The 20877-nt window shown below is 44.4% G+C and carries 22 protein-coding genes and 2 tRNA genes; 14 read left to right on the forward strand and 10 right to left on the reverse strand.

Annotation, left to right across the window (positions count from 1 at the left end):
* Nucleotides 1-175: 175 nt before the first annotated feature.
* Together KUA48_RS08320 and ribD are read right to left on the reverse strand one after the other, a co-directional pair.
* Nucleotides 176-334: a hypothetical protein gene (locus KUA48_RS08320; protein ID WP_022121547.1), complete on the reverse strand. Its 159-nt coding sequence runs from the start codon at nt 332-334 to the stop codon at nt 176-178.
* A 116-nt stretch (nt 335-450) separates the two neighbouring features.
* Nucleotides 451-1488 carry a bifunctional diaminohydroxyphosphoribosylaminopyrimidine deaminase/5-amino-6-(5-phosphoribosylamino)uracil reductase RibD gene (gene ribD / locus KUA48_RS08325; protein WP_218432640.1) on the reverse strand — a complete coding sequence of 346 codons (1038 nt, stop codon included), beginning with the start codon at nt 1486-1488 and terminating at the stop codon, nt 451-453.
* A gap of 83 nt (nt 1489-1571) precedes the next feature.
* On the opposite strand from ribD, the gene prmC reads away from it, so the two are divergent.
* From prmC to metG, 12 genes are all read left to right on the forward strand, one after another.
* Nucleotides 1572-2450, forward strand: coding sequence for a peptide chain release factor N(5)-glutamine methyltransferase (prmC, locus tag KUA48_RS08330; RefSeq protein WP_256624437.1), 879 nt, complete (start codon nt 1572-1574; stop codon nt 2448-2450).
* A 40-nt stretch (nt 2451-2490) separates the two neighbouring features.
* A complete protein-coding gene (locus tag KUA48_RS08335) occupies nt 2491-3018 on the forward strand; it encodes a regulatory protein RecX (protein WP_153087250.1) in 528 nt (175 codons plus the stop codon).
* A 139-nt stretch (nt 3019-3157) separates the two neighbouring features.
* A complete protein-coding gene (locus KUA48_RS08340) occupies nt 3158-3799 on the forward strand; it encodes a ComF family protein (RefSeq protein ID WP_256624436.1) in 642 nt (213 codons plus the stop codon).
* Between the two features lie 111 nt (nt 3800-3910).
* On the forward strand, nt 3911-4543 hold the full coding sequence (gene pyrE, locus KUA48_RS08345) for an orotate phosphoribosyltransferase (RefSeq protein WP_006848066.1): 633 nt from the start codon (nt 3911-3913) through the stop codon (nt 4541-4543).
* 19 nt (nt 4544-4562) lie between these two features.
* On the forward strand, nt 4563-5024 hold the full coding sequence (locus tag KUA48_RS08350) for an SRPBCC family protein (protein WP_117587246.1): 462 nt from the start codon (nt 4563-4565) through the stop codon (nt 5022-5024).
* A gap of 14 nt (nt 5025-5038) precedes the next feature.
* Nucleotides 5039-6376, forward strand: coding sequence for an argininosuccinate lyase (gene argH, locus KUA48_RS08355; protein WP_153079291.1), 1338 nt, complete (start codon nt 5039-5041; stop codon nt 6374-6376).
* Between the two features lie 18 nt (nt 6377-6394).
* Entirely contained in the window at nt 6395-7021 is a 627-nt protein-coding gene (locus KUA48_RS08360) for a hypothetical protein (protein ID WP_217755619.1), read from the forward strand.
* Nucleotides 7022-7125: 104 nt separating this feature from the next.
* Nucleotides 7126-7198: transfer RNA gene (locus KUA48_RS08365), tRNA-Gly, on the forward strand.
* Between the two features lie 20 nt (nt 7199-7218).
* Nucleotides 7219-7304, forward strand: a tRNA-Leu gene (locus KUA48_RS08370).
* Nucleotides 7305-7321: 17 nt separating this feature from the next.
* Complete coding sequence (locus KUA48_RS08375) at nt 7322-8329, forward strand: DUF4369 domain-containing protein (RefSeq protein WP_218432627.1); 1008 nt, start codon at nt 7322-7324, stop codon at nt 8327-8329.
* Between the two features lie 42 nt (nt 8330-8371).
* Complete coding sequence (locus KUA48_RS08380) at nt 8372-9922, forward strand: YifB family Mg chelatase-like AAA ATPase (RefSeq protein WP_006848071.1); 1551 nt, start codon at nt 8372-8374, stop codon at nt 9920-9922.
* Between the two features lie 607 nt (nt 9923-10529).
* Complete coding sequence (gene metG, locus KUA48_RS08385; protein WP_006848073.1) at nt 10530-12596, forward strand: methionine--tRNA ligase; 2067 nt, start codon at nt 10530-10532, stop codon at nt 12594-12596.
* Nucleotides 12597-12688: 92 nt separating this feature from the next.
* Here the strand turns inward: metG and KUA48_RS08390 are convergent, their stop codons facing one another.
* From KUA48_RS08390 to KUA48_RS08425, 8 genes are all read right to left on the reverse strand, one after another.
* Complete coding sequence (locus KUA48_RS08390) at nt 12689-13393, reverse strand: porin family protein (RefSeq protein ID WP_218432626.1); 705 nt, start codon at nt 13391-13393, stop codon at nt 12689-12691.
* Nucleotides 13394-13860: 467 nt separating this feature from the next.
* Nucleotides 13861-14586 carry a hypothetical protein gene (locus KUA48_RS08395; RefSeq protein WP_218432625.1) on the reverse strand — a complete coding sequence of 242 codons (726 nt, stop codon included), beginning with the start codon at nt 14584-14586 and terminating at the stop codon, nt 13861-13863.
* Nucleotides 14587-14650: 64 nt separating this feature from the next.
* The gene (locus tag KUA48_RS08400; protein WP_153093592.1) at nt 14651-16102 is read right to left on the reverse strand and encodes a C10 family peptidase; all 1452 of its coding nucleotides are present in this window, start codon (nt 16100-16102) and stop codon (nt 14651-14653) included.
* A gap of 137 nt (nt 16103-16239) precedes the next feature.
* On the reverse strand, nt 16240-16683 hold the full coding sequence (locus tag KUA48_RS08405; protein ID WP_256624435.1) for a copper resistance protein NlpE N-terminal domain-containing protein: 444 nt from the start codon (nt 16681-16683) through the stop codon (nt 16240-16242).
* A 206-nt stretch (nt 16684-16889) separates the two neighbouring features.
* On the reverse strand, nt 16890-17642 hold the full coding sequence (locus KUA48_RS08410) for a hypothetical protein (protein WP_218432618.1): 753 nt from the start codon (nt 17640-17642) through the stop codon (nt 16890-16892).
* A gap of 35 nt (nt 17643-17677) precedes the next feature.
* A complete protein-coding gene (locus tag KUA48_RS08415) occupies nt 17678-18628 on the reverse strand; it encodes a relaxase/mobilization nuclease domain-containing protein (RefSeq protein ID WP_218432611.1) in 951 nt (316 codons plus the stop codon).
* Nucleotides 18625-19038 carry a plasmid mobilization relaxosome protein MobC gene (locus tag KUA48_RS08420; RefSeq protein ID WP_218432610.1) on the reverse strand — a complete coding sequence of 138 codons (414 nt, stop codon included), beginning with the start codon at nt 19036-19038 and terminating at the stop codon, nt 18625-18627. The genes KUA48_RS08415 and KUA48_RS08420 overlap by 4 nt, the downstream gene beginning before the upstream one ends.
* A gap of 184 nt (nt 19039-19222) precedes the next feature.
* Nucleotides 19223-19702 (reverse strand): DUF3408 domain-containing protein, encoded by a 480-nt coding sequence (locus KUA48_RS08425; protein WP_218432609.1) that lies wholly within the window; start codon nt 19700-19702, stop codon nt 19223-19225.
* Between the two features lie 396 nt (nt 19703-20098).
* On the opposite strand from KUA48_RS08425, the gene KUA48_RS08430 reads away from it, so the two are divergent.
* Together KUA48_RS08430 and KUA48_RS08435 are read left to right on the forward strand one after the other, a co-directional pair.
* Nucleotides 20099-20410 carry a helix-turn-helix domain-containing protein gene (locus KUA48_RS08430; RefSeq protein WP_008656559.1) on the forward strand — a complete coding sequence of 104 codons (312 nt, stop codon included), beginning with the start codon at nt 20099-20101 and terminating at the stop codon, nt 20408-20410.
* An 82-nt stretch (nt 20411-20492) separates the two neighbouring features.
* Nucleotides 20493-20801, forward strand: coding sequence for a helix-turn-helix domain-containing protein (locus KUA48_RS08435; RefSeq protein WP_008628594.1), 309 nt, complete (start codon nt 20493-20495; stop codon nt 20799-20801).
* Nucleotides 20802-20877 lie beyond the last annotated feature (76 nt).

Genomic DNA, 20877 nt, shown 5'->3' on the forward strand with positions numbered 1-20877 from the left:
CCGTGCCAAAACAGCATTTCTCCTGATAATCAATTCCTTAGATAAAAAGCCTCATTAAACAAACTGTCCAACAATTAGACACCGGCGTCTAATTGTTGGACAGAAACCTCATTATTTATCGGCTTTCGTAAGTACTTGCATCAGTCTTCGAAACTATTTATGTTAAAACAGGAATCTAATAATCCTCCATATAACCCTTGGTAAACATATCGTAGGACAGGGCTTCCAGTTCTGAGAGCGTCATCTGCTCTACCGAATGCTCAATCTTACGTATCAGTTCGTCTCGCTTGAAATCGTCATCATCGCTCAGACGCGATGTAAATCTGTTACTCATTTTTTTGAATGTTAAGTGTTGAATGTTAAATGTTGAATTGGGTATACGCCACTAAATCTGTGTCATCTGTGAATTGAAAATCGCTGGCCGAAGGGAAAAGCAAATCTATGAGAAGATTACATCCGCTCGTAGGTGTTGATAACATTTCCATCATACGCCTCGTGGCTGATTAACCGGACGTTATGAGGAAGCATAGGCGCTGGCGTTCCAGAAGTTACGGAGTTTTCCACAGATGTGGACAACAACGTTTCTACCCTGATTTCATCCCAAAGTCCAGCATCGAGGAATGCCTGATGGGTGATGGCGCCTCCCTCTACTATCAGCGACTGCACCTTATTATTATATAAGTACTGCATGATTTGCTGCAACACTTCCGTCTTGCCCCGTGAGAAATACAGACCTTCGAAACAAGGATGATGGCGGTCGATGACCAGGCGCATCGGGTCCTTGCCGCTCCAATCTCTAACGTTGAGCTGACTGTGGTCGCGCTCATCGGTTACGCGGCCTATGAGGATGGCATCGTTCTCAGCACGCAACTTGTGGGAGAGCATCTTGGTGAAAGGCGAGGAAATAGCCATACCCCTACCCCCGTTGTCAAGAAAGCCATTCGCGGTCTGCGCCCATTTCAGGATGATGTAAGGACGCTGATGGGTGTTAAAGGTGATGAAGCGCTTGTTGAGTTCGAGACATTCCGCCTCCAGAACGCCTACAGTTACTTCAATGCCTGCCTCGCGAATCTTTCGGATACCGCGGCCCTGAACCTTGGCAAAGGGATCTACGCAGCCGCAAACGCATCGCTTTATTCCTTTTCTTACTATCAAATCGGCGCAAGGCGGCGTCTTGCCATAATGAGAGCAGGGTTCGAGACTCACATAGATGGTAGCTTGGCTTAATAGATGCTCATCCTCGGGCTTAACAGATGCAAAGGCGTTGACTTCAGCATGCCCTTCTCCGCATCTTACATGATAGCCTTCGCCGATGATTCTACCATCCCCACTCACGATAACGGCTCCCACCATCGGATTGGGTTTGGCATTCTCTCTTCCGTTTTTCGCCAGCTGCAGACAGCGGCGCATAAACATTTCGTCTATTTCCTTTTGCGACAACGGTTCGCCCGTCTTCACATTCTGAAAAGAAACATTATTTTGTTCCATATCTAAAACTTTTCTTCGTTTTTTACTTACTTTTCGATAAAATGTCGTACCTTTGCTCTCAAATCATAATATACGATTTAGAGATGAAAACGTATCAACAACTTTGGCAATCCATTACCCCTCTATATGAGGCGGGCGAAGCACAGGCTATCGTCCGCACCGTGCTCGATGTGAAGTACGGAATGACGCTGACCGACATAATCTGCGGCAAAGTTAATGAATTATCTGCAGATGAAGAAAGAAAACTGGAAGAAATTATCAGAAGATTGCAAAAAAGCGAACCTGTACAGTATGTTCTGGGCGAAGCTGACTTTGCAGGAAGAACCTTCCATGTAGAGCCGGGCGTGCTGATTCCGAGACCCGAAACGGCGGAACTCTGCGAGTGGATAAAAAAAGATGCGACTGAAAACAAAGGGATTACGGAAGGAGAGAAGGAAGAAAATACCATCCGCATCCTGGACATCTGTACGGGTTCGGGCTGCATCGCCATTACGCTGGGACTGGACATCGGCGGCTCGGAGGTTACGGGTTGGGATATTTCGGAAAATGCCTTGAAGATAGCACAGGGAAATATTGCGCTTCTGGATGCCGGTAACGTAAAAATAGAATATCAAGATGCCCTGAAATTGGCGGAAACATCGGATACCGGAAGATGGAACATCATCGTGAGCAATCCCCCGTATATCTGCGAAAAGGAGAAAGCGGATATGGAGAAGAATGTGTTGGAACACGAACCCGGAATCGCCCTCTTCGTGCCCGATGAAGAGCCTCTGAAGTTCTATAGGGCCATCGCCGAATATGCCTCTTCTGCCCTCAAATCCGGAGGTGCATTATACTTCGAAATCAATCCTATCTACGAAAAAGAAACAAGGGAAATGCTGGAAGGATTGGGTTTTAAAGCTATTGATACAAAGGAAGATGCCTTCGGAAAGCAGAGAATGATGCGAGCCGGCAAATCATAAAGTTCAATGTTCAAATCTCAAAGTTCAAAGTAAAATTATCATGTTCAAATCTCAAAGTTCAAAGTATAAAAAGCCGATGACCGAGCAGCAGGCGCTCCTGAAGCTCACCACCCTCTGCACCCAAGCCGAACATTGCTCGCAAGAGATGATCGACAAGATGAAGAAGTGGGAACTGTCCGAAGATGCCATCGCCAGAAACATGGAATTCCTGACCGAGAAGAAATTCATCGACGATGAACGTTTCGCACGCTTCTTTATCAACGACAAGATAAAATACAACAAGTGGGGACGCCGGAAGGTGGAACAGGCGCTGTGGATGAAACATATTCCGAAGGACATCTCCGACCCTATCTTCGAAGAGATTGAAGACGACCTGTATATGGAAACCCTCCTGCCCCTGATGAAAAACAAATATAAAACCATCAAGGCAAAGAACGACTATGAACGCTCGATGAAACTCATCCGCTTTGCCCTGGGAAGAGGATACAGCATGGAGGTTATCCACAAATGCATCGACCGGATGAAGGAAGAAGATCTGGGAGACATCGATTTCGAAGAGGAATTCTAAAGCAAAGCATCAAGTTCAATATCCAAACCTCAAAATTAAGAGTAAAGCCATGCGTACCAGCCTGTTAAGAGACATATTAGATTTATTCTTCCCCCGAACCTGCGCCATCTGCGGAAATGTGCTCGCTGGCGGGGAGGAGATGATATGCATAAAATGTCTGTTCCGCATGCCGAGAACCGATACCTGGAAACAGCCCTACGACAACGAGATGGCAAAACTCTTCTGGCATCTGATTCCCATCGAACGCTGCTGCGCTCTCTTCCATCACATCAGCCATGCTACATCGGCTAGAGCCGTCTACCAACTGAAATACATGCATCATCCTGAAATGGGAATCTATCTGGGCAGAATGCTGGCAAAGAAGGGGTTAGGCATTCAGTTCTTCGACGGAATAGACGCCATCATCCCCATCCCGCTCACCCGAAAACGAGAAAAAGAACGCGGCTATAACCAGAGTCTTCTCATCGCCAAAGGTATCCAGCAACTCACCCATCTGACCATCATCAAGGATGCCGTAAAAAGGAAAAAGTTTAGCGAAAGCCAAACCCACAAGAACCGGCAGGAAAGACAGGAAAACGTGAGCCAGGTTTTTGAAGCCGCAGCAACCTATCATGACGGGCAGGGCGAGCACCCCATCACGCAACTTGAGGGCAAACATATCCTCATCATCGACGACGTATGCACCACCGGATCCACCATCATCTCCTGTGCGGAAACCCTGATAAAAGCAGCCGGAAAGATGAAGATAAGCGTGCTGACTGTAGGTTTCGCACACGACTAAAGGCCCTTTTTGCCGAGAGTTAAAACATTTTAACCCTAAATATAGCCGCCGTGTGCAAAAATCATTGTACCTTTGCAAAATAATTAATAATAATTTAATCCTTTAAAGATTATGGACAAACTGAAGAAAGAATTCGCATCTAAGTTATTGAAAGTAAAGGCAATCAAGTTGCAGCCTAATGATCCATTCACATGGGCTTCTGGCTGGAAGTCACCATTCTATTGCGATAACCGCAAGACTCTCTCATTCCCAGAACTCCGCAATTATGTAAAGCTTGAGCTCGTTCACGCTATCCTGGAGCAGTTCCCTGAGGCTGATGCTGTAGCCGGAGTAGCTACTGGTGCCATCGCGCAGGGTGCTTTGGTTGCTGACGAACTGAACATGCCTTTCGTATACGTTCGTTCTAAACCAAAGGATCACGGTATGCAGAACCTCATCGAAGGTCAGCTCGACCCTAAGGCTAAGGTTGTGGTAGTAGAAGACTTGATTTCTACCGGCGGCAGCTCTCTCAAGGCAGTAGAGGCTCTCCGCAAGAACGGCAACGAGATTGTGGGCATGGTAGCTAGCTATACCTATGGTTTCCCTATCGCCGAGAAGGCTTTTGCTGATGCTAACGTAAAGCTGGTTACTTTGACCGACTATGAGCACGTAGTGGCAGAGGCTCTGGAGACTGGCTATATCAAACAGGAAGACGTAGAGCTGCTCCACGAGTGGCGCAAGGACCCAGCTAACTGGAAGAAGTAATCAAGCTGACCCATCAATAATGAGTACAAGTACATTCGAAAGTAATATCAAACAGATTCCTCACAAACAGGAATCTGTTTACCGTACATTGAGCGATCTGAACAACCTGCAGATGCTCAAAGACCGATTCGAGCAGGTGAAAGACCAGATTCCGGAAGACAAGAGAAAGGAAATGGAAAAGCTGAAGGACCTCAAGTTTGATAGCGACAGCATCTCTATCACAGCACCTATGGTGGGTGAAATCAAGATGCGCATCATCGACCGCGAGGAGCCTAAAACCATCAAGTTTGAAACAGAAAACAGCCCTGTTCCTTTCAACTTCTGGATTCAGCTGCTCCCTACAGGCGAGTTCTCATGCAAAATGAAACTCACCATCAAGGCAGAACTTAACATGTTTATCAAGGGTATGGTGAAGAAGCCATTGCAGGAAGGCATCGAAAAAATTGCTGATGCGCTTGCGATGATTCCTTACCAGGATTAATAAATAAAGAAATTATGGCACATAAACTTTGGGAAAAGAACTTCGAAGTAAACAAGGAAATTGAAAGATTCACCGTAGGAAGAGACCGCGAACTCGACCTCTATCTCGCCAAGTATGACGTGCTGGGCAGTATGGCACACATCACCATGCTCGAAAGCATCGGACTCCTGGAGAAAGATGAACTCACCCAGCTCCTTGCCGAACTGAAAAACATCTACGCCATCGCCGACAAGGGCGAATTCGTAATAGAAGACGGCGTGGAAGACGTTCATTCCCAGGTAGAACTGATGCTCACCCAGAAACTGGGCGACATGGGCAAAAAGATTCATTCGGGTAGATCACGCAACGACCAGGTTCTCGTAGACCTCAAACTCTTCACCCGTCATGAATTGAAGGAGATTGTGGACGCCGTGAAGATTCTCTTCGACGAGCTGATTCAGAAGAGCAACCAGTATAAGGACGTGCTGATGCCGGGCTACACCCATCTGCAGGTGGCTATGCCTTCATCATTCGGTCTCTGGTTTGGCGCTTATGCTGAAGGACTTGCCGATGACATGCTCTTCCTTCAGGCTGCTTACCGCATGACCAACCGCAACCCATTGGGTAGCGCTGCCGGCTATGGAAGTTCATTCCCATTGAACCGCACCATGACCACCGAACTTCTCGGTTTCGACAGCATGGACTATAATGTGGTTTATGCACAAATGGGCAGAGGAAAGATGGAGCGCAACGTGGCTTTCGCCATGGCTACCGTGGCAGGAACTTTGGCAAAGATGGCTTTCGACGCCTGTATGTTCAACTGTCAGAACTTCGGTTTCGTGAAATTGCCTAAGGAGTGCACCACCGGTTCGAGCATCATGCCACACAAGAAGAATCCAGACGTATTCGAGTTGATTCGCGCCAAGAGCAACAAGCTCCAGAGCCTTCCACAGCAGGTAATGCTCATCATGAACAACCTGCCAGTAGGCTATTTCCGCGATCTCCAGATTATCAAGGAAGTGTTCCTCCCTGCCTTCGACGAGTTGAAAGACTGTCTGCAGATGGCTGCCTACATCATCAACAAGATGGAGGTGAACGAGCATATTCTTGACGATCCTCGCTACGACCCTATGTTCTCAGTAGAAGAAGTGAACCAGCTTGCAGCCAACGGCATGCCATTCCGCGATGCTTACAAGAAGGTAGGACTGGAAATCGAGGCTGGCGAATTCAAGCCAAACAAGGATATTCATCATACTCACGAAGGCAGCATCGGCAATCTCTGCAACGACAAGATTCAGGCGCTGTTGGAGCAGACCCTCTCTGAGTTCCACTTCGAGCGCATGGAGAATGCCGAGAAGAATCTTCTGAAATAAAGACAGAAAGGTTTCTGCATGAAGAATAGCATATATAATAAGGTATATATATATAATAAGGTGAAGAGCATGGCTGGAATAGCTATGCTCTTACTTTGTTCGTGCGATGCAGAAAACAGCATCAGCACCAAATATCCCTGCCAGTTCTATTTCAAGTCACAATACCATCCGGGCACAAGTCTGGAAACAGCCCTCAACGGAACGGGCGTCTACACGATGGTTAGCGCCAAAAAGGTGAAAGGAGCCTGGAATATCTATTCTACATTAAACGATGGGAAAAACCAGACGGAAACCATCATCCTCTCTACAGCCAAGGAGAATTATGCCAACTATACCTATTTGGGAGCGGGCAACGACCCTAAAGATGCCAGGAAGAATGGCTTCATCATGGGACTTACAAACTTCAGCGGACCTGTAGCCTGGGACCGCCAATGCCCCAACTGTCTGGAACAATATGGCGGCACCAACTATCCGCTGGAATGGACCGGCAACCGCCAATCGGTAATTTGCGACAAATGCAAACGCATCTACAGCCTGGAAAACGGAACCATCACAAGCGGCGGAAAGAGCAAAAGCGACAAGCCGCTGATGCAATATCGGGTAACCTACGGCGGCCAAGGAACCGATATATACGTGGGAAACTAAGCAGAAATGGAGGGCAAACGAAAAAAAATGGCGCTTTCTTATCTTAAAAAATGTAAATCGTTTGGAGATTTAAAGAAATAGCATTACCTTTGCACCCACATAACGCGGAAATAGCTCAGTTGGTAGAGCACAACCTTGCCAAGGTTGGGGTCGCGGGTCCGAGTCCCGTTTTCCGCTCAACTCTTAACGTTTACCATGCCGCAATGGTGGAATTGGTAGACACGAGGGACTTAAAATCCCTTGGCCAGTAATGGCTGTGCGGGTTCGAGTCCCGCTCGCGGCACCTTAAAGTTTTTCCTTATGAAAAAATTTGCTTACATCCTCATTTTATTCATTACGCTGGTCTTAACATCATGTGGTGTTAGCAGTGGGCATTTCAAGTTTGAAGGCAAATTTCTCAATATGAATCAAGGCGAGTTTTATGTATACAGTCCTGACGGGGGCTTCGAAGGCGTTGACACCATCAAGGTAGAAGGCGGCCGTTTCACTTTCGAAACCGAATGTAAGGAAGATTTTACCATTATGCTTGTTTTCCCTAATTTCTCTGAGCAGCCTATCTTCGCAAAATCGGGCAAATCAGTAGAGATCAAGGCAGATGCTTCGCACCTTAAGGAAATGGAGGTAAGCGGAACCGAGGATAACGAACTGATGACAAAATTCCGCCAGAACATCCTGAAAGATACGCCACCTGAGGCTAAAAAGCATGCTGAAGACTTCGTCAGAGAACATCCGAATTCTGTGTGCAGCATCTATCTGATCAGAAAATACTTCATCACTTCTACACAACCTGATTACCGCAAGGCGCTCTCACTCATCAATATCGTAGAGAAGGAACAGCCTAAAAACGGACAGTTGGCTAAGATGAAGCAGTTGGCAGAAACCATGAAGAATGTAGGCACCGGTGCAACCCTGCCTTCATTTACAGCATACGATATCAACGGAAAACTCGTTTCTAGTACAGAAATGAGCAGCGCTCCGGTTGCCGTAATCTACACCTGGGCTACCTATAACTATGACAGCCAGGACATGCAGCGCGAACTGAAGAGCCGGCAGAAAAAATCGAACGGCAAGCTTAAGCTGATGGCTTTCTGTCTGGATGCCAGCAAGAACGAATGCAAGAACAACATCAAGCGCGACTCTATCGCATGCCCTATCATCTGCAACGGCGAAATGCTGGAAGACAAGACCTTGAAGAAGTTGGGATTGGAAAACCTTCCTGACAACATCATACTTCAAAATGGTAAAATCATCGCCCGAGGCATGAAAAAGCAAGAGCTTTACAATAAGCTCGACCAACTGCTAAAATAAATACTTTCGAGCTAGTCAAGAACCCATAAAAAGCACGCCTATATGTTAGTAAAGACATATTGTGCAGCAGTTAACGGACTAGAAGTAACTACTGTAACCGTAGAAGTAAGCCTCAACAGAGGCGTCATGTACCACCTCACAGGCTTAGGCGACGAGGCGGTCAAAGAGAGCCGTAACCGAATTTCAGCAGCTCTCCAGTATAGCGGCTTCAAATTTCCGATAGCCGACATCACTATCAATCTGGCTCCAGCTGACCTCAGGAAAGAGGGCAGCAGTTTCGACTTGCCGCTTGCAATCGGACTTCTAGGCGCCAACAACAACATTCCCGAAGATCATCTGAAAGAGTACATGATGGTAGGCGAGCTGAGCCTTGACGGTACGCTCCAGCCTATCAAAGGTGCCCTACCGATAGCCATCAGAGCAAGAGCAGAGCACTTTAAGGGACTGATTGTGCCGGAACAGAACGCTCGGGAAGCGGCTGTCGTAAATAACCTTGAGGTTTACGGCATGAAAACGCTTTTCGAAGTCATACAATTCATGAGCGACAGAAGCAATCCTTCTCCTACAATCGTTGACACCCGCAAGGAATTTTACGAAAACCAGACACATTGTGAATACGATTATGCCGACGTCCGCGGTCAAGAGAACGTGAAAAGAGCGCTCGAAGTGGCTGCGGCTGGCGGACACAACCTGATTATGGTAGGTCCTCCAGGTTCCGGAAAGTCGATGATGGCAAAACGTTTGCCGTCCATTCTTCCTCCCCTCACGCTATCTGAGAGTCTGGAAACAACACAGATTCACTCCATTGCAGGCAAACTGGGCAAGAATGTATCACTCATTTCCCAACGCCCGTTCCGGTCTCCTCACCATACCATCTCTCAAGTGGCTCTGGTAGGCGGAGGAACTTCACCACAACCGGGAGAAATATCGCTCGCCCATAATGGCGTTCTGTTCTGCGATGAACTTCCGGAGTTCAATAAAACCACTCTGGAAGTACTCCGCCAGCCATTGGAAGACCGCCATATCAACATCAGCAGAGCGAAATATTCTACAGATTACCCATGTTCATTCATGTTTGTGGCAAGTATGAACCCTTGCCCATGCGGATATTATGGTGATCCGACACATCGCTGTGTCTGCACGCCAGGCCAGATTCAAAGATACATGAACAAGATTTCGGGTCCGTTACTCGACCGCATCGACATCCAATGCGAAATCAGTCCCGTTCCTTTCCAGGACATATCGAAGGCAGCACCAGGTGAGCCAAGTGCCAAGATCAGAGAAAGAGTCATCAAGGCAAGAGAAGTTCAAGCCGAAAGATTCAAAGATTATAAAGGCATCCATTGCAACGCCCAGATGACCGAAAGAATGATTCATCAGTTTGCCGAACCCGACGAACAAGGTATCGAACTGCTCCGAATGGCAATGGAGAAGCTTTCTTTGTCAGCTAGAGCCTATAACAGAATACTGAAAGTGGCACGAACCATTGCTGATTTGGCAGGAAGTGAACAGATTAAGCCTGACCATATAGCAGAAGCCGTGGGATACAGAACCCTCGACAGAGGCGATTGGGCAGAAAGAGGACATTTATAATCATAAAGAAGATATATGCAAAAGGATAAAAATCACTAATTCTAATAAAAATTATCCCATATCGGATAAAAAATGCATTACTTTTGCAAACGTAAAAAGAACGCTAGTTTAATTATTAACAACAAAACCATTAAGATTATGGATTGCATTTTTTAAATTACAGACGCAGTAAAGAAGATTGGTTTCGTAATTCTTCTTGCAGAGTTAGCCGTTATCGCCTATATGAACGTAATGTAAGAAATCTCTCTATAGATAAAAATATATAAGGAGGAAGTTTTCTACATACTAAGGTAATTAGATTGTAAAAGGTCAACAACATAAGTTGTCAGAACGAATAAGTTCTTAGAAAAAGTAAATGATAATAATTAGGTACAGTCCTATCAGGGAGGAGTCTGATGGCAATGTACAAGATGGGAGGCTCTTGCAGAGATGCGAAGGGCCTTTTTTTTGTATCCTGCCCTACGCTATCCTTACTATAAAAACACTAAAGAACCCAGCTTTTTACACCTTATTATATATACAAGTAAGAAAAAGCGACGATAATTCTTTCTTATCTCCAACATTTTTTGTAATTTTGCAGCCAAATAACAAAAATATATTAGCTAATATGGAACAAAAGAACTTTAAACGTACTACCGTGACTGCGGCTTTGCCTTATGCCAACGGTGGTGTGCACATCGGTCACCTGGCAGGTGTATACGTGCCAGCCGATATCTATGTTCGCTATCTCCGCCTCAAGAAGCAGGATGTTGTCTTCATCGGCGGTAGCGATGAGCATGGTGTACCTGTTACTATCCGTGCCAAGAAAGAGGGAATTACCGTACAGGAGGTGGTTGATCGCTATCATAACCTCATCAAGAAGAGTTTCGAGGACTTCGGTATCTCTTTTGATATTTACAGCCGTACCACTTCGCCTACTCACAATAAGTTTGCTTCAGACTTCTTCCGCACACTCTATGACAAGGGCGTATTGGAAGAAAAGGTAGAGGAGCAGTTCTGCGACGAGGTAACAGGCGAATTCCTTACCGACCGTAATATCGTAGGTACTTGCCCTCGCTGTGGTGCAGAGGGTGCTTATGGCGACCAATGCGAGAAATGTGGTGCTACCCTCTCTCCTGAGGAACTCATCAACCCTACCAACAAGAACAACCCTGGTCATGGTCTCGTAAAGAAGCCTACCAAGAACTGGTATCTTCCATTGAACAAGTATCAGGATTGGTTGAAGAAGTGGATTCTGGAAGGTCACAAGGAGTGGCGTACCAATGTTTACGGCCAATGCAAGAGCTGGTTGGATATGGATCTTCAGCCACGTGCGATGACACGCGACTTGGATTGGGGTATTCCTGTTCCAGTAGAGGGTGCAGATGGAAAGGTGCTCTACGTTTGGTTCGATGCACCTATCGGTTACATCTCAAATACCAAGGAGCTTTGCGATGCTCATCCAGAAAAGTGGGGAACATGGCAGAAGTGGTGGCAGGATCCTGAAACTCGTCTTGTTCACTTCATCGGTAAGGACAATATCGTGTTCCACTGCATCATCTTCCCTACTATGCTGAAGGCTCACGGCGACTATATCTTGCCAGACAACGTACCAGCCAACGAGTTCCTGAACCTGGAGGATGATAAGATTTCAACATCCCGCAACTGGGCTGTATGGTTGCACGAGTATCTCGTAGATTTGCCAGGCAAGCAGGATGTATTGCGCTATGTATTGACAGCCAATGCGCCTGAGACCAAGGACAACAACTTTACCTGGAAGGATTTCCAGGAGCGCAACAACTCTGAGTTGGTTGCCGTTTACGGTAACTTCGTAAACCGTGCCCTCCAGCTCACCAAGAAGTATTGGGGCGGCGTAGTTCCTGCCTGTGGTGAATTGCAGGAGGTAGATGAGAAGGCTATCGCTGAGTTCAAGGACGTGAAGGAGAAGGTAGAGCAGTATCTCAACGTATTCAAGTTCCGTGAGGCTCAGAAAGAGGCTATGAACCTGGCTCGTATCGGTAACAGATACATCACAGAGTGTGAGCCTTGGAAGGTTTGGAAGACCGATCCTAAGCGTGTGGAGACCATCCTAAACATCTCCCTCCAGCTGGTTGCCAACCTCGCTATCGCCTTCGAGCCATTCTTGCCATTCTCTTCTGAGAAACTCCGCAAGATGATCAATATGCCTAACTTCGAGTGGACTCAGCTCGGCAGCACAGATTTGCTCAAGGCTGGTACCCAGCTCGGTGAGCCTGAATTGCTCTTCGAGAAGATTGAGGATGAGGTTATCGAAAGACAGCTCCAGAAGCTCGCTGACACCAAGAAGGCTAACGAGGAGGCTTCTTATCAGGCTGCTCCTATCAAGCCAGAGGTTAGCTTCGATGATTTCGAGAAACTCGATATCCGCGTAGGTCACATTCTGAACTGCGAGAAGGTAAAGAAGTCTAAGAAACTCCTGAAGTTCACCATCGACGATGGTTCTGGCGTAGAGCGCACCATCTGCTCAGGTATCGCAGCCTACTACGAGCCAGAGCAGCTGATCGGCAAGGACGTATTGTTCGTAGCCAACTTTGCTCCTCGCAAGATGATGGGGATCGAGAGTCAGGGTATGATTCTGAGTGCAGTCAACTTCGACGGCTCATTGAACGTAACTTCTCTCCTTGGCAAGGTTAAGCCAGGAAGCCAGGTTGGATAAAGAATCATAGAATCATCTGATTATCAGATAAGGTAAAAGCCTCAAATCCTTCGCGGATTTGAGGCTTTTCTTATTTCTATCAAAATATTCTTTTATAATGTAAAACGATAACCCACGGTAAAGGTCAGAGCCTTGTTCTTACAGTTATCCCAATCGCCCTTGCCAGCCTTCGTCAGGCTCACGTTGTAACGGGCATCCAGAATCACGTTCATATATTCATAACTCAAGCCCAAAGGAATGGCTACATCCACCTTCTTGGCAGGCCAAGGAGCTTCGGTCTCCTGCATATCCTTATATGTAATAGACCCGTTCTTGTCCTTCTGAAGGTCGGTTTCCTCTCTTTTCACCTTGCCGTCGCCACAAAGGAATCCCACCTGAACGCCTGCATTCACCGACAAGCCCTCTACAAGATAGGCTTTCAGCATGAGCGGTACCTGGATATAATCGAGGTTCACATGATGATTCTTAATACCTGTATATTCCCCTTTTTCAGCATTCTCTGTCAACTCACAGTCAGGGAAGCGCATACCCTGTCGGGCATAATAAGCACCCAGCGTAATACCCAGGCTCTTATTTATGCGATATTCCACATCTGCGCCGCCCATGAATCCAGCCTGATACTTAGACTCTAGCGAGGTTCCATCCAAAGTTTCCAGAGTCAACCCGCTCCAGTTAGCCAGAGTTACACCGATACGGGGAATTACAGAGAATCTGCCTACCGGACTCTCCACTTCTTGTGCCTTTGCTCCCACAACAGCAAGCAGCAGCACCATCATTATAACTATTTTCTTTTTCATTTCCACAACAGTTTGTATATCATAATAACAAGAAACAAGGGATAATATTGCATCCAACTGTCATTTTTCTCCATGAAAGACCTGTTCTCGTAAAGTGTTAAGAATCCTAACTCGCTCTAAATTGGACTTTGATTGAAAATCAAGAAGTTGTGCGTTTGCCTATATTATATAGGTAACAATATGGAAACGAGCGGACTTCTGCTCGTTTCTGTATTTTGCAATATGCAAAGAACGCCTCAATTCGGGGACAAAGATACGATATTTTTCTTAATATCCCATAATTTACAAGAAGAGAAATATGGAAATTAGAACTTTTTTACATAGAAATTTAACTTCATTTTTTCGTAAAAGCAACCAAACATAATCACTCAGTGATAGCTACATACATAATAGTTTTGCTTTTCCCACTACATATTCAAAATAGTATCAACAGAAAGGTGTTGTATATTGCTAATTGCTGTTGTGTTTTAATTTAATATCCCGTAAGGAAATTCGGTAGAATCAACATTAAAATAGTAAACGTTATTTGTGTCTAAATCAAAAGCAGTCATAACGACAGGTGATACATCTCGTGCATTAGTAGTTGTAAGACCTTCATTCGTCCATAAAAACTTTAAATAAGTAGGAATGGCTCCCCATAAAAAAGCATGTGAACTGTTTGAAATATTATAAAAACAAACCTTATCTGAAAAGACTAAAGAAAGAAAATAATTTGAGTTTTTCACAAACAGTTTGTAATTGCCAGTAGCTTTTAAATTAAAAGATTTATCATATAAATAAAATGATTTACTTTTATTATTTACTAAATAAAGTCTGTCATCTTCGTTATAAACAGAATAGTTCGGAATTGGTTTGCCTAATTGCAAACCTAAGTAACTATCCACGACCTTAACCCTAATAGTAACGCTAGTATTCTCCGTCTTATCCTTTACAACAAGATAAACAATCCCATTCTTTTTTGTCTTTATTTTTATTTTTCCAGCACCAATAGTGGCTTCCAAAACATTATCATCTGACACTTCGACTGAAAGATTGTTGCTTCCACCACTAAACATAATTTCCGATGGGTTTTCTAATAATGGCTTTTCGTAATACTCTTTTTCAAAACACAATGAAGAAACATCAGTACCATTACTACAGCCATATACTATAGAAAACACAAAAAAAAGAAAAAAGTATTGAATTATTTTCATATTTGCCAATAGAATAAAGCATTTGATGTACATAACTTTGTACACCAAATGCAATTAAAACTAATTATTTCTTATGAATTTCTGTTATTTCCCAAAAATTTATATTATAAGTGCCTAATGTTGTCTCAAAATCAGTCGAAGCATCTGCATTTACCTTATAAAAGCCATTGTCAGGTCCACCCCATCCCATATTAGCATGAAAGTACAAATCGTTATTTCGTAAAATTTCTCTGCTTGTCTTAGTGCAAATTGCATATCCATCTATAACCCAAGCATGAGAACCTTTTTCTGCCTGTTCATTTGCAGTATGTGTTCCACCCATTATTGCAACGCAAGGCATCTGGCGGTTTGCATTTATCGTATTTAACAATGGATCTGGGGCATATTTATTATAATAAGTGCCACAAGAAACATACTTCTTTAAATAATCCAATAAATTAGAAACTGAAGTTGTACTACTTTTTACACAAGGTATATTCGGATCATCATAAGGCCCATACTTAAAATCCTCATCAATATTTGGTGTTGTATTTGTTCCTTCATACATATGCTTAACTACTTTGGAAATCATCATAGCCTCCTCATAATCTCCGCCAAAATACGAATCATACTTCAATTTCGGTTTTTTAGTAACAAATGCCCAGTCTATGACTGTTCCATCAATCGTCATGCTCGGAGCGATAGCTGCTAAAGTTTGAACTCCTGCTGTAATAGCACACCCCATAGGGTAATTTGTTTCCGTATGATATTCATTATAAGTTTTAGGCAACAACAAGTTATAAGGATTGTCTTGGCGCCACTCGGTCTTTAAAACAGCTCCACCATTTTGAGGCATTAACGATATAATCTGGCTCAAAGGTTTGTCATAAGCTGTAGAACGGGAAGTTGTTTCATGGCTTTTTACACCATTAACCTCAATCAAATCTTTTATTTCTTCATATGTTACTGTAGATTTACCCAAACAAGAAGCTACTTTCTTTAAGGTTTTCTCTCGTAACTCAACTTTGAGCCTTTCTATTTTATTTATCTCTGAAACAGTTGAAGCTTCTGCCAATTTTAACATCAAACATGCCCCAGTACTATCTTTTTTCTCAAAATTACCATTTTCTATATATGCCAAAACACCAGCACTTCGAGAGTCGGCAGAAACTAAAGCATACCCACTCTTTTCTCCAGACTGTAAACACACCTCATAAACAGGAATACTATCAGTCGTAGTCCCTCTTGTTGTCTTGCTTGATATAATTCCGCCAATGCGATATGAGCCCACAATAGACATTCTTGGATTGGCAGCACTTCTTGTTTTTGAGCCCAACGAAGTGGAAAAATCATTTACCATTGCCAGAATCTCATCCTCTGATAAATTTGTAGGATTATCATTTGCAATACTCATTGCCTCATCCATAGACAAATTAACATTCACGTTCTCAATAACAGGATTACTGTCATTAAGAATTTCATCTTGGCACGATGATACAATCACTGCCAATAATATTAAAACTAAATACTTTTTCATATTTATACTGTACTATTGGTTAAATGATGCAAATTTACGAAATTTATTTTAAATCGATAAATAGCGAATGCGTTATTTATGCATTATTAACAGTTTATATTGTTAAGACGTTAAAATATATTGCATTTGGGCATTTTTTACTTTATTAATATATAAGAACTAACATCCTTTGCTTTTGGTTCATTACCAAATGAGTCTATCAAAATAATGCTGCTGTCATTCTTCACCTTACAAAATATATTGTCACCACTTTGCGTATGTTCAAGCATCAGAATGCAGCCGTCAAGCACTTTGAAAAAAACATTCAATACTTCGCAATCATCCGATTCGTTCGCAGATTTCCGCTTCAAACGATAGGTGCCATCTGCATTTAGCGTGAGTATTGTTTCAACATTAGGAGGCAATACACCGCAATATGTTCCTGCAATGGAATCCAAGTCAACACTGTTTTCTAAGACTGCCGTATATTCTTCGACTTTAACAGGATCAATATCGGCATCATATTGTTTCGTATTACATAAGATATAAGATGCAACAAGTGAGATAACCAAAACTGCTATAATTATCAATTTCCTCTTCATAGCTACCATAAAAGAAAAAGTGTCCGCAATGTCAAGCAAGTGGCATCACGGACGCGAATGAACAGATGAGAGTTAATGAAAAGTCAGTATGCTGCTATGTTGTTGATGCACGGACAAGCTCTTGCACTATTGAACACGATGCGAATGCCGTTCGTCTTTACTTTATCGAAACGAAGGATGCGCTTGTAGCCGATGGTCGTTGTCTATTATTTCTTATTAATTTTCTTTTTAATTTCATTCGCCTCTTTAAATAGGCTATTAGCAATGCTATCTTTAATTGCTGCCATTTTGACCATTTTATAGTGATGGTAAACAGAATCCTCATAAGCAGCAACACGATTTCTCACATTCTCAATAACTTCTTTATTTGGGCATACAGAAAAGTTCTTTTCGATGTATCGAACATTGGGGTCATCGGATGGAAGCACCATCTTCAAAGCCCGATACTTCAAATCTGCCTCCTCCCAATCTTGATGCTCTCGCCATTGGGTGAGATTGCCCCAAATGGAGAGAACAAGAGATAGAGCCAAGCCACCAATGAAAAGAAGAACAGACTTTGAAGTTGGCTCGAAGCGATGAGTCACTACTTTCTTCAGAGGTGTGTTATCCATTGCGTGAAGTTTGTCCTGCACAATTTTTGATGTGGCATTCAGCTCTTGTTTCACCTGATTAACAGTATCAAACAAGAGTTTACTTCGCTGTTCATCTTTGCTTGCTTCTTTTTTGGTAAGGTCGGTAAAAATGCAGATAGCTTCTCTTAATCTTACCAATTTGTCAATAGCTTCCCCTTCTTTTACAGCCATAGCAAGAATAGCTTTTTCAAGTTTGCTAGTATCAACACTTACAGAGGCCGGAGTGCTTTCCGCCTCTGTATTCTTTGGTGAGGCAGAAAGTTCATCGACTTTTTGCTCCAATCTCTCAACTGTGCCGTAGATGGCTTCCAACATTTCTTCTTTCATAGTTCTGGTGTTGTTTGAATGGTTTGTAACTTGCATCAAAGGCTAAAGCCTCTTCTGCGTTTCTTCTTTTTCTTCTTGGATGATTCGTCCTCTGGGAAAGACTCAAAGGTCTGAGCATTGGCTGGAGCAAAAAGTCCAATGGAAGAAATACCGTCCCAAGGGTCCTGGCTGCTCTCCGATATGGATGGCTCCTGCTCATTCTTGCAACAGCCCTGCTCATATTGCTGAGCAGAGTTGGCACTTGCTGATAAAAGGTTCTCCATTCCCTCAAATCTCGCATTCAGTTTGCCAAAGCTATAGTCTCGGCTAATCTGTGTCCCCTTGAAACTATATCCATCCTTGCAGAAACGGATACCTTGCACCTTGGTTCTCTCCTTGTCCTTATAGACTAACTCCAAGTGAACACCTCGCTTTGCAAGTTCATTCTTGAACTTATGCCAATTTTCTACGACTTTCAAGGCATCCTTGACTGCATTGTGAATCTCATATTTGGCACGCTCAGCATTGCGTAATTTGCGAGTGTTAGTCTTGCTCTTGTCAGTTCCGTAAGTAAGCCCATACTTGGATTTAAGAGCCTTGGTCACTTGCTCATTACGCCTGTAATCATTCCTGTCTGGTATGAGTTTGCCCTCGTTATTGATGCGGTTATACACGATATGACAATGTGGATTGTCGGTGTTGTGATGCCTTACGATGATGAATTGAGTATCTTTTATCCCCATCATCTGCATGTATTCAAGGGCTATCTTAGCCATGAATTCATCCGTCAAACGTGGCTTGTCCCCGGGCTTGAAACTGAGTGCAATGTGTCCCACAGGCTTCTTAATCCTTGGATTTAGCTGTCTTTGCAGCTCAAAACTTTGTACTATCTCGGCATTCGTGCCGAGTAACACTCCATCGGATGCAAGGATTTTCGCCTCGTCCTTGCCTGTCACGTAGCGGACGCAACCACCAAAAGATGCACCTTTCTTTAGCTTGCCTATCATGTGGCATCCTCCTTTCTGCCTATTCCGCATGGCTTCGATTTTGAACTTGCTTGGCGATACTCGCCAAGGATTGCTTTCAATCTTCTCAACAAGTCCACCGCATATACATGGGTTTCATGGAAACCTCTCTGATGCGACAGCTTGGTAAGTTGGTTGAGATTGTTCGCCATGCCAATGAGATTCTTGGCGATGGCTACCGTCTCTGCATTGTGTCCGCTGACCACCTCGCCGTTCAAGGCGGACTCACGGATGTACTCCGCCAACTTGCGATTGGCTTTTCTCGCCCTCAGCCTCAATGCCTCGTAGCTTGGCTTCGAGAACTTCACCGTGACAGACTTCGACAACTTGCGAACCCTGCCTGTGGGCGGTCTTCCGCCCTTTTTCTTGTTCTGTTCCTGCATGCTTGTCATTCGATATACTGTTTACAGTTGGTGCACTTTCTTTCTGCGACCGTTGGGAGCAAAATTCCTCCGCCCTCATGGTGGAGCGAGGCGTTTTGGGGTTCCCAAAACATAACCTCGCTCCCTCTCAGAACACGTTAGTTGGAACTACAGCCTTTCAGCTATCCATGTCCAAGGTCGCAGACCTTAATTCTCACAATTTGCGCCAAGCCTCGAAGTCCTCTTCATAAAGGCTTAGGTGGTGGCGCAAGATGTTCTCGATGATGCCCGATACGCTCATGCGTCTCCCTCCGAGGATGCGGACGACACGATCAAGACGGTCTCGCACATCGGAACTGACAAAGACTGGCTTGCGGTCGTCAATCCTTGGAACTTGGAGGAATGTCTGCTGATACTCCTCCAGTGTCGCCTTGCGCTGCTTGCCGCTGATGCGCTTCTGCGGATTCGATGGCGATAGAGCTTCGTTCGTTAGCTCGTCCTCCATACAGGAGGTTGTTGCAGCCACATTCTCTGTCACAACTTCTAAATCGGAGTTCTCCACCTCTTCAAAGAAAGAGCTATGTTCTTGGGCATAGTCTTTACCATAAGTGGATGATTGAAGCGAAGCCACCACCTCCTGTGTCATTTTCTCCTGCTGTTCAGGAGACATTTTCGTTTCTTTTGTTCTTGCCATAGCTTATGCTGTTTTATTTGTTAGTATAGTGGTCACGGTTTGCACCATTGACCGATTGTCGGGTGCAAAGTAAGTGTACTGAGTGCAGCCATGCAACTGATTGGGTGTAACGTGGCAATTTAGTTGTGGCTTGCTTATTTGCATACCGAGATAGTTGTGAGAACTTCAACGTATTTCTCAACTCATCATTGTTCATGTATTCGTTGCAGTCGTGCAAGTTTTTCTTGTTGTTTTTGGCGTTGAAGTCGGCAAACCCCGGCAACATACTGCCACAGAAATTGAAAACGCTTGTTTTTAGATTGCCGTGCCTTATCTTTGCACTCACAAACGTAGAGCACTGCATATGCGTGGAGCTTTGCGACATACAAAATAGTATCAACTTAAAAAAAGAAAAGTATGGGATTCATCGTATTCGAGGAAGAGGCATTCAACTATCTTGATGCCCAGTTGGAGAACTTCGTGAAGCGCATGGACAGAATCCGTGAGCGCAGTGAGGACAAGACCATGAACAAGTGGCTCGACACACAGGACGTGTGTCAGACGCTCAACATCTGCCCACGGACAGTGCAGACGCTTCGGGACAACGGAACTTTGGCTTATACGCAAATCAGCCACAAGACCTACTACAAGCCGGAGGACGTGATGGCTATCGTAGCAGTAGTGGAGGACAAGAAAAAGGACATGCGCTTTCGCAAGCGCACAGGTTAGGCTGTCAATATACAACAGCCACTTTATCCAATGCAGCAAGTAAACCGAGTAACGTAAGTATCAACTATAAAACGAGACAACTATGAGCAACGAAGTAATGACAAGAAACAGCGAGTGGATGAACCACATCGTGAACCACCTCAACCGAATGGTTGACAATTTTGAACGTGCCGTGATGAACTACCGCCCCATGCTTGGCGGTGAGCGCTTCATGACGGACAAGGAGCTTTGCGCCAGACTGCAACTGAGCCGAAGAACCCTGCAGGACTACCGAAACAACGGTGTCATCCCGTATATCCAGCTTGGCGGAAAGATACTCTACCGCGAGTCCGATATTCAGAAGATTCTGATGGCTAACTATCGTGAGGCGTACAGAATGAAAGGTGTGTAGGAGAATGTCCTTGATGAGTGTGTGAAATGAACAAGGCGACAACGTATAACTTACCGAGCGTGGTTGTTATAGGTTG

The sequence above is a fragment of the Segatella copri genome, assembly GCF_019249795.2.
Taxonomy (GTDB): domain Bacteria; phylum Bacteroidota; class Bacteroidia; order Bacteroidales; family Bacteroidaceae; genus Prevotella; species Prevotella copri_B.

Coding starts and splice junctions, on each gene's coding strand:
- KUA48_RS08320 (WP_022121547.1), bottom strand. CDS start 334: ATGAGTAACAGATTTACATCGCGTCTGAGCGATGATGACGATTTCAAG.
- ribD (WP_218432640.1), bottom strand. CDS start 1,488: ATGGAACAAAATAATGTTTCTTTTCAGAATGTGAAGACGGGCGAACCG.
- prmC (WP_256624437.1), top strand. CDS start 1,572: ATGAAAACGTATCAACAACTTTGGCAATCCATTACCCCTCTATATGAG.
- KUA48_RS08335 (WP_153087250.1), top strand. CDS start 2,491: ATGTTCAAATCTCAAAGTTCAAAGTATAAAAAGCCGATGACCGAGCAG.
- KUA48_RS08340 (WP_256624436.1), top strand. CDS start 3,158: ATGATATGCATAAAATGTCTGTTCCGCATGCCGAGAACCGATACCTGG.
- pyrE (WP_006848066.1), top strand. CDS start 3,911: ATGGACAAACTGAAGAAAGAATTCGCATCTAAGTTATTGAAAGTAAAG.
- KUA48_RS08350 (WP_117587246.1), top strand. CDS start 4,563: ATGAGTACAAGTACATTCGAAAGTAATATCAAACAGATTCCTCACAAA.
- argH (WP_153079291.1), top strand. CDS start 5,039: ATGGCACATAAACTTTGGGAAAAGAACTTCGAAGTAAACAAGGAAATT.
- KUA48_RS08360 (WP_217755619.1), top strand. CDS start 6,395: ATGAAGAATAGCATATATAATAAGGTATATATATATAATAAGGTGAAG.
- KUA48_RS08375 (WP_218432627.1), top strand. CDS start 7,322: ATGAAAAAATTTGCTTACATCCTCATTTTATTCATTACGCTGGTCTTA.
- KUA48_RS08380 (WP_006848071.1), top strand. CDS start 8,372: ATGTTAGTAAAGACATATTGTGCAGCAGTTAACGGACTAGAAGTAACT.
- metG (WP_006848073.1), top strand. CDS start 10,530: ATGGAACAAAAGAACTTTAAACGTACTACCGTGACTGCGGCTTTGCCT.
- KUA48_RS08390 (WP_218432626.1), bottom strand. CDS start 13,393: ATGAAAAAGAAAATAGTTATAATGATGGTGCTGCTGCTTGCTGTTGTG.
- KUA48_RS08395 (WP_218432625.1), bottom strand. CDS start 14,586: ATGAAAATAATTCAATACTTTTTTCTTTTTTTTGTGTTTTCTATAGTA.
- KUA48_RS08400 (WP_153093592.1), bottom strand. CDS start 16,102: ATGAAAAAGTATTTAGTTTTAATATTATTGGCAGTGATTGTATCATCG.
- KUA48_RS08405 (WP_256624435.1), bottom strand. CDS start 16,683: ATGAAGAGGAAATTGATAATTATAGCAGTTTTGGTTATCTCACTTGTT.
- KUA48_RS08410 (WP_218432618.1), bottom strand. CDS start 17,642: ATGAAAGAAGAAATGTTGGAAGCCATCTACGGCACAGTTGAGAGATTG.
- KUA48_RS08415 (WP_218432611.1), bottom strand. CDS start 18,628: ATGATAGGCAAGCTAAAGAAAGGTGCATCTTTTGGTGGTTGCGTCCGC.
- KUA48_RS08420 (WP_218432610.1), bottom strand. CDS start 19,038: ATGACAAGCATGCAGGAACAGAACAAGAAAAAGGGCGGAAGACCGCCC.
- KUA48_RS08425 (WP_218432609.1), bottom strand. CDS start 19,702: ATGGCAAGAACAAAAGAAACGAAAATGTCTCCTGAACAGCAGGAGAAA.
- KUA48_RS08430 (WP_008656559.1), top strand. CDS start 20,099: ATGGGATTCATCGTATTCGAGGAAGAGGCATTCAACTATCTTGATGCC.
- KUA48_RS08435 (WP_008628594.1), top strand. CDS start 20,493: ATGAGCAACGAAGTAATGACAAGAAACAGCGAGTGGATGAACCACATC.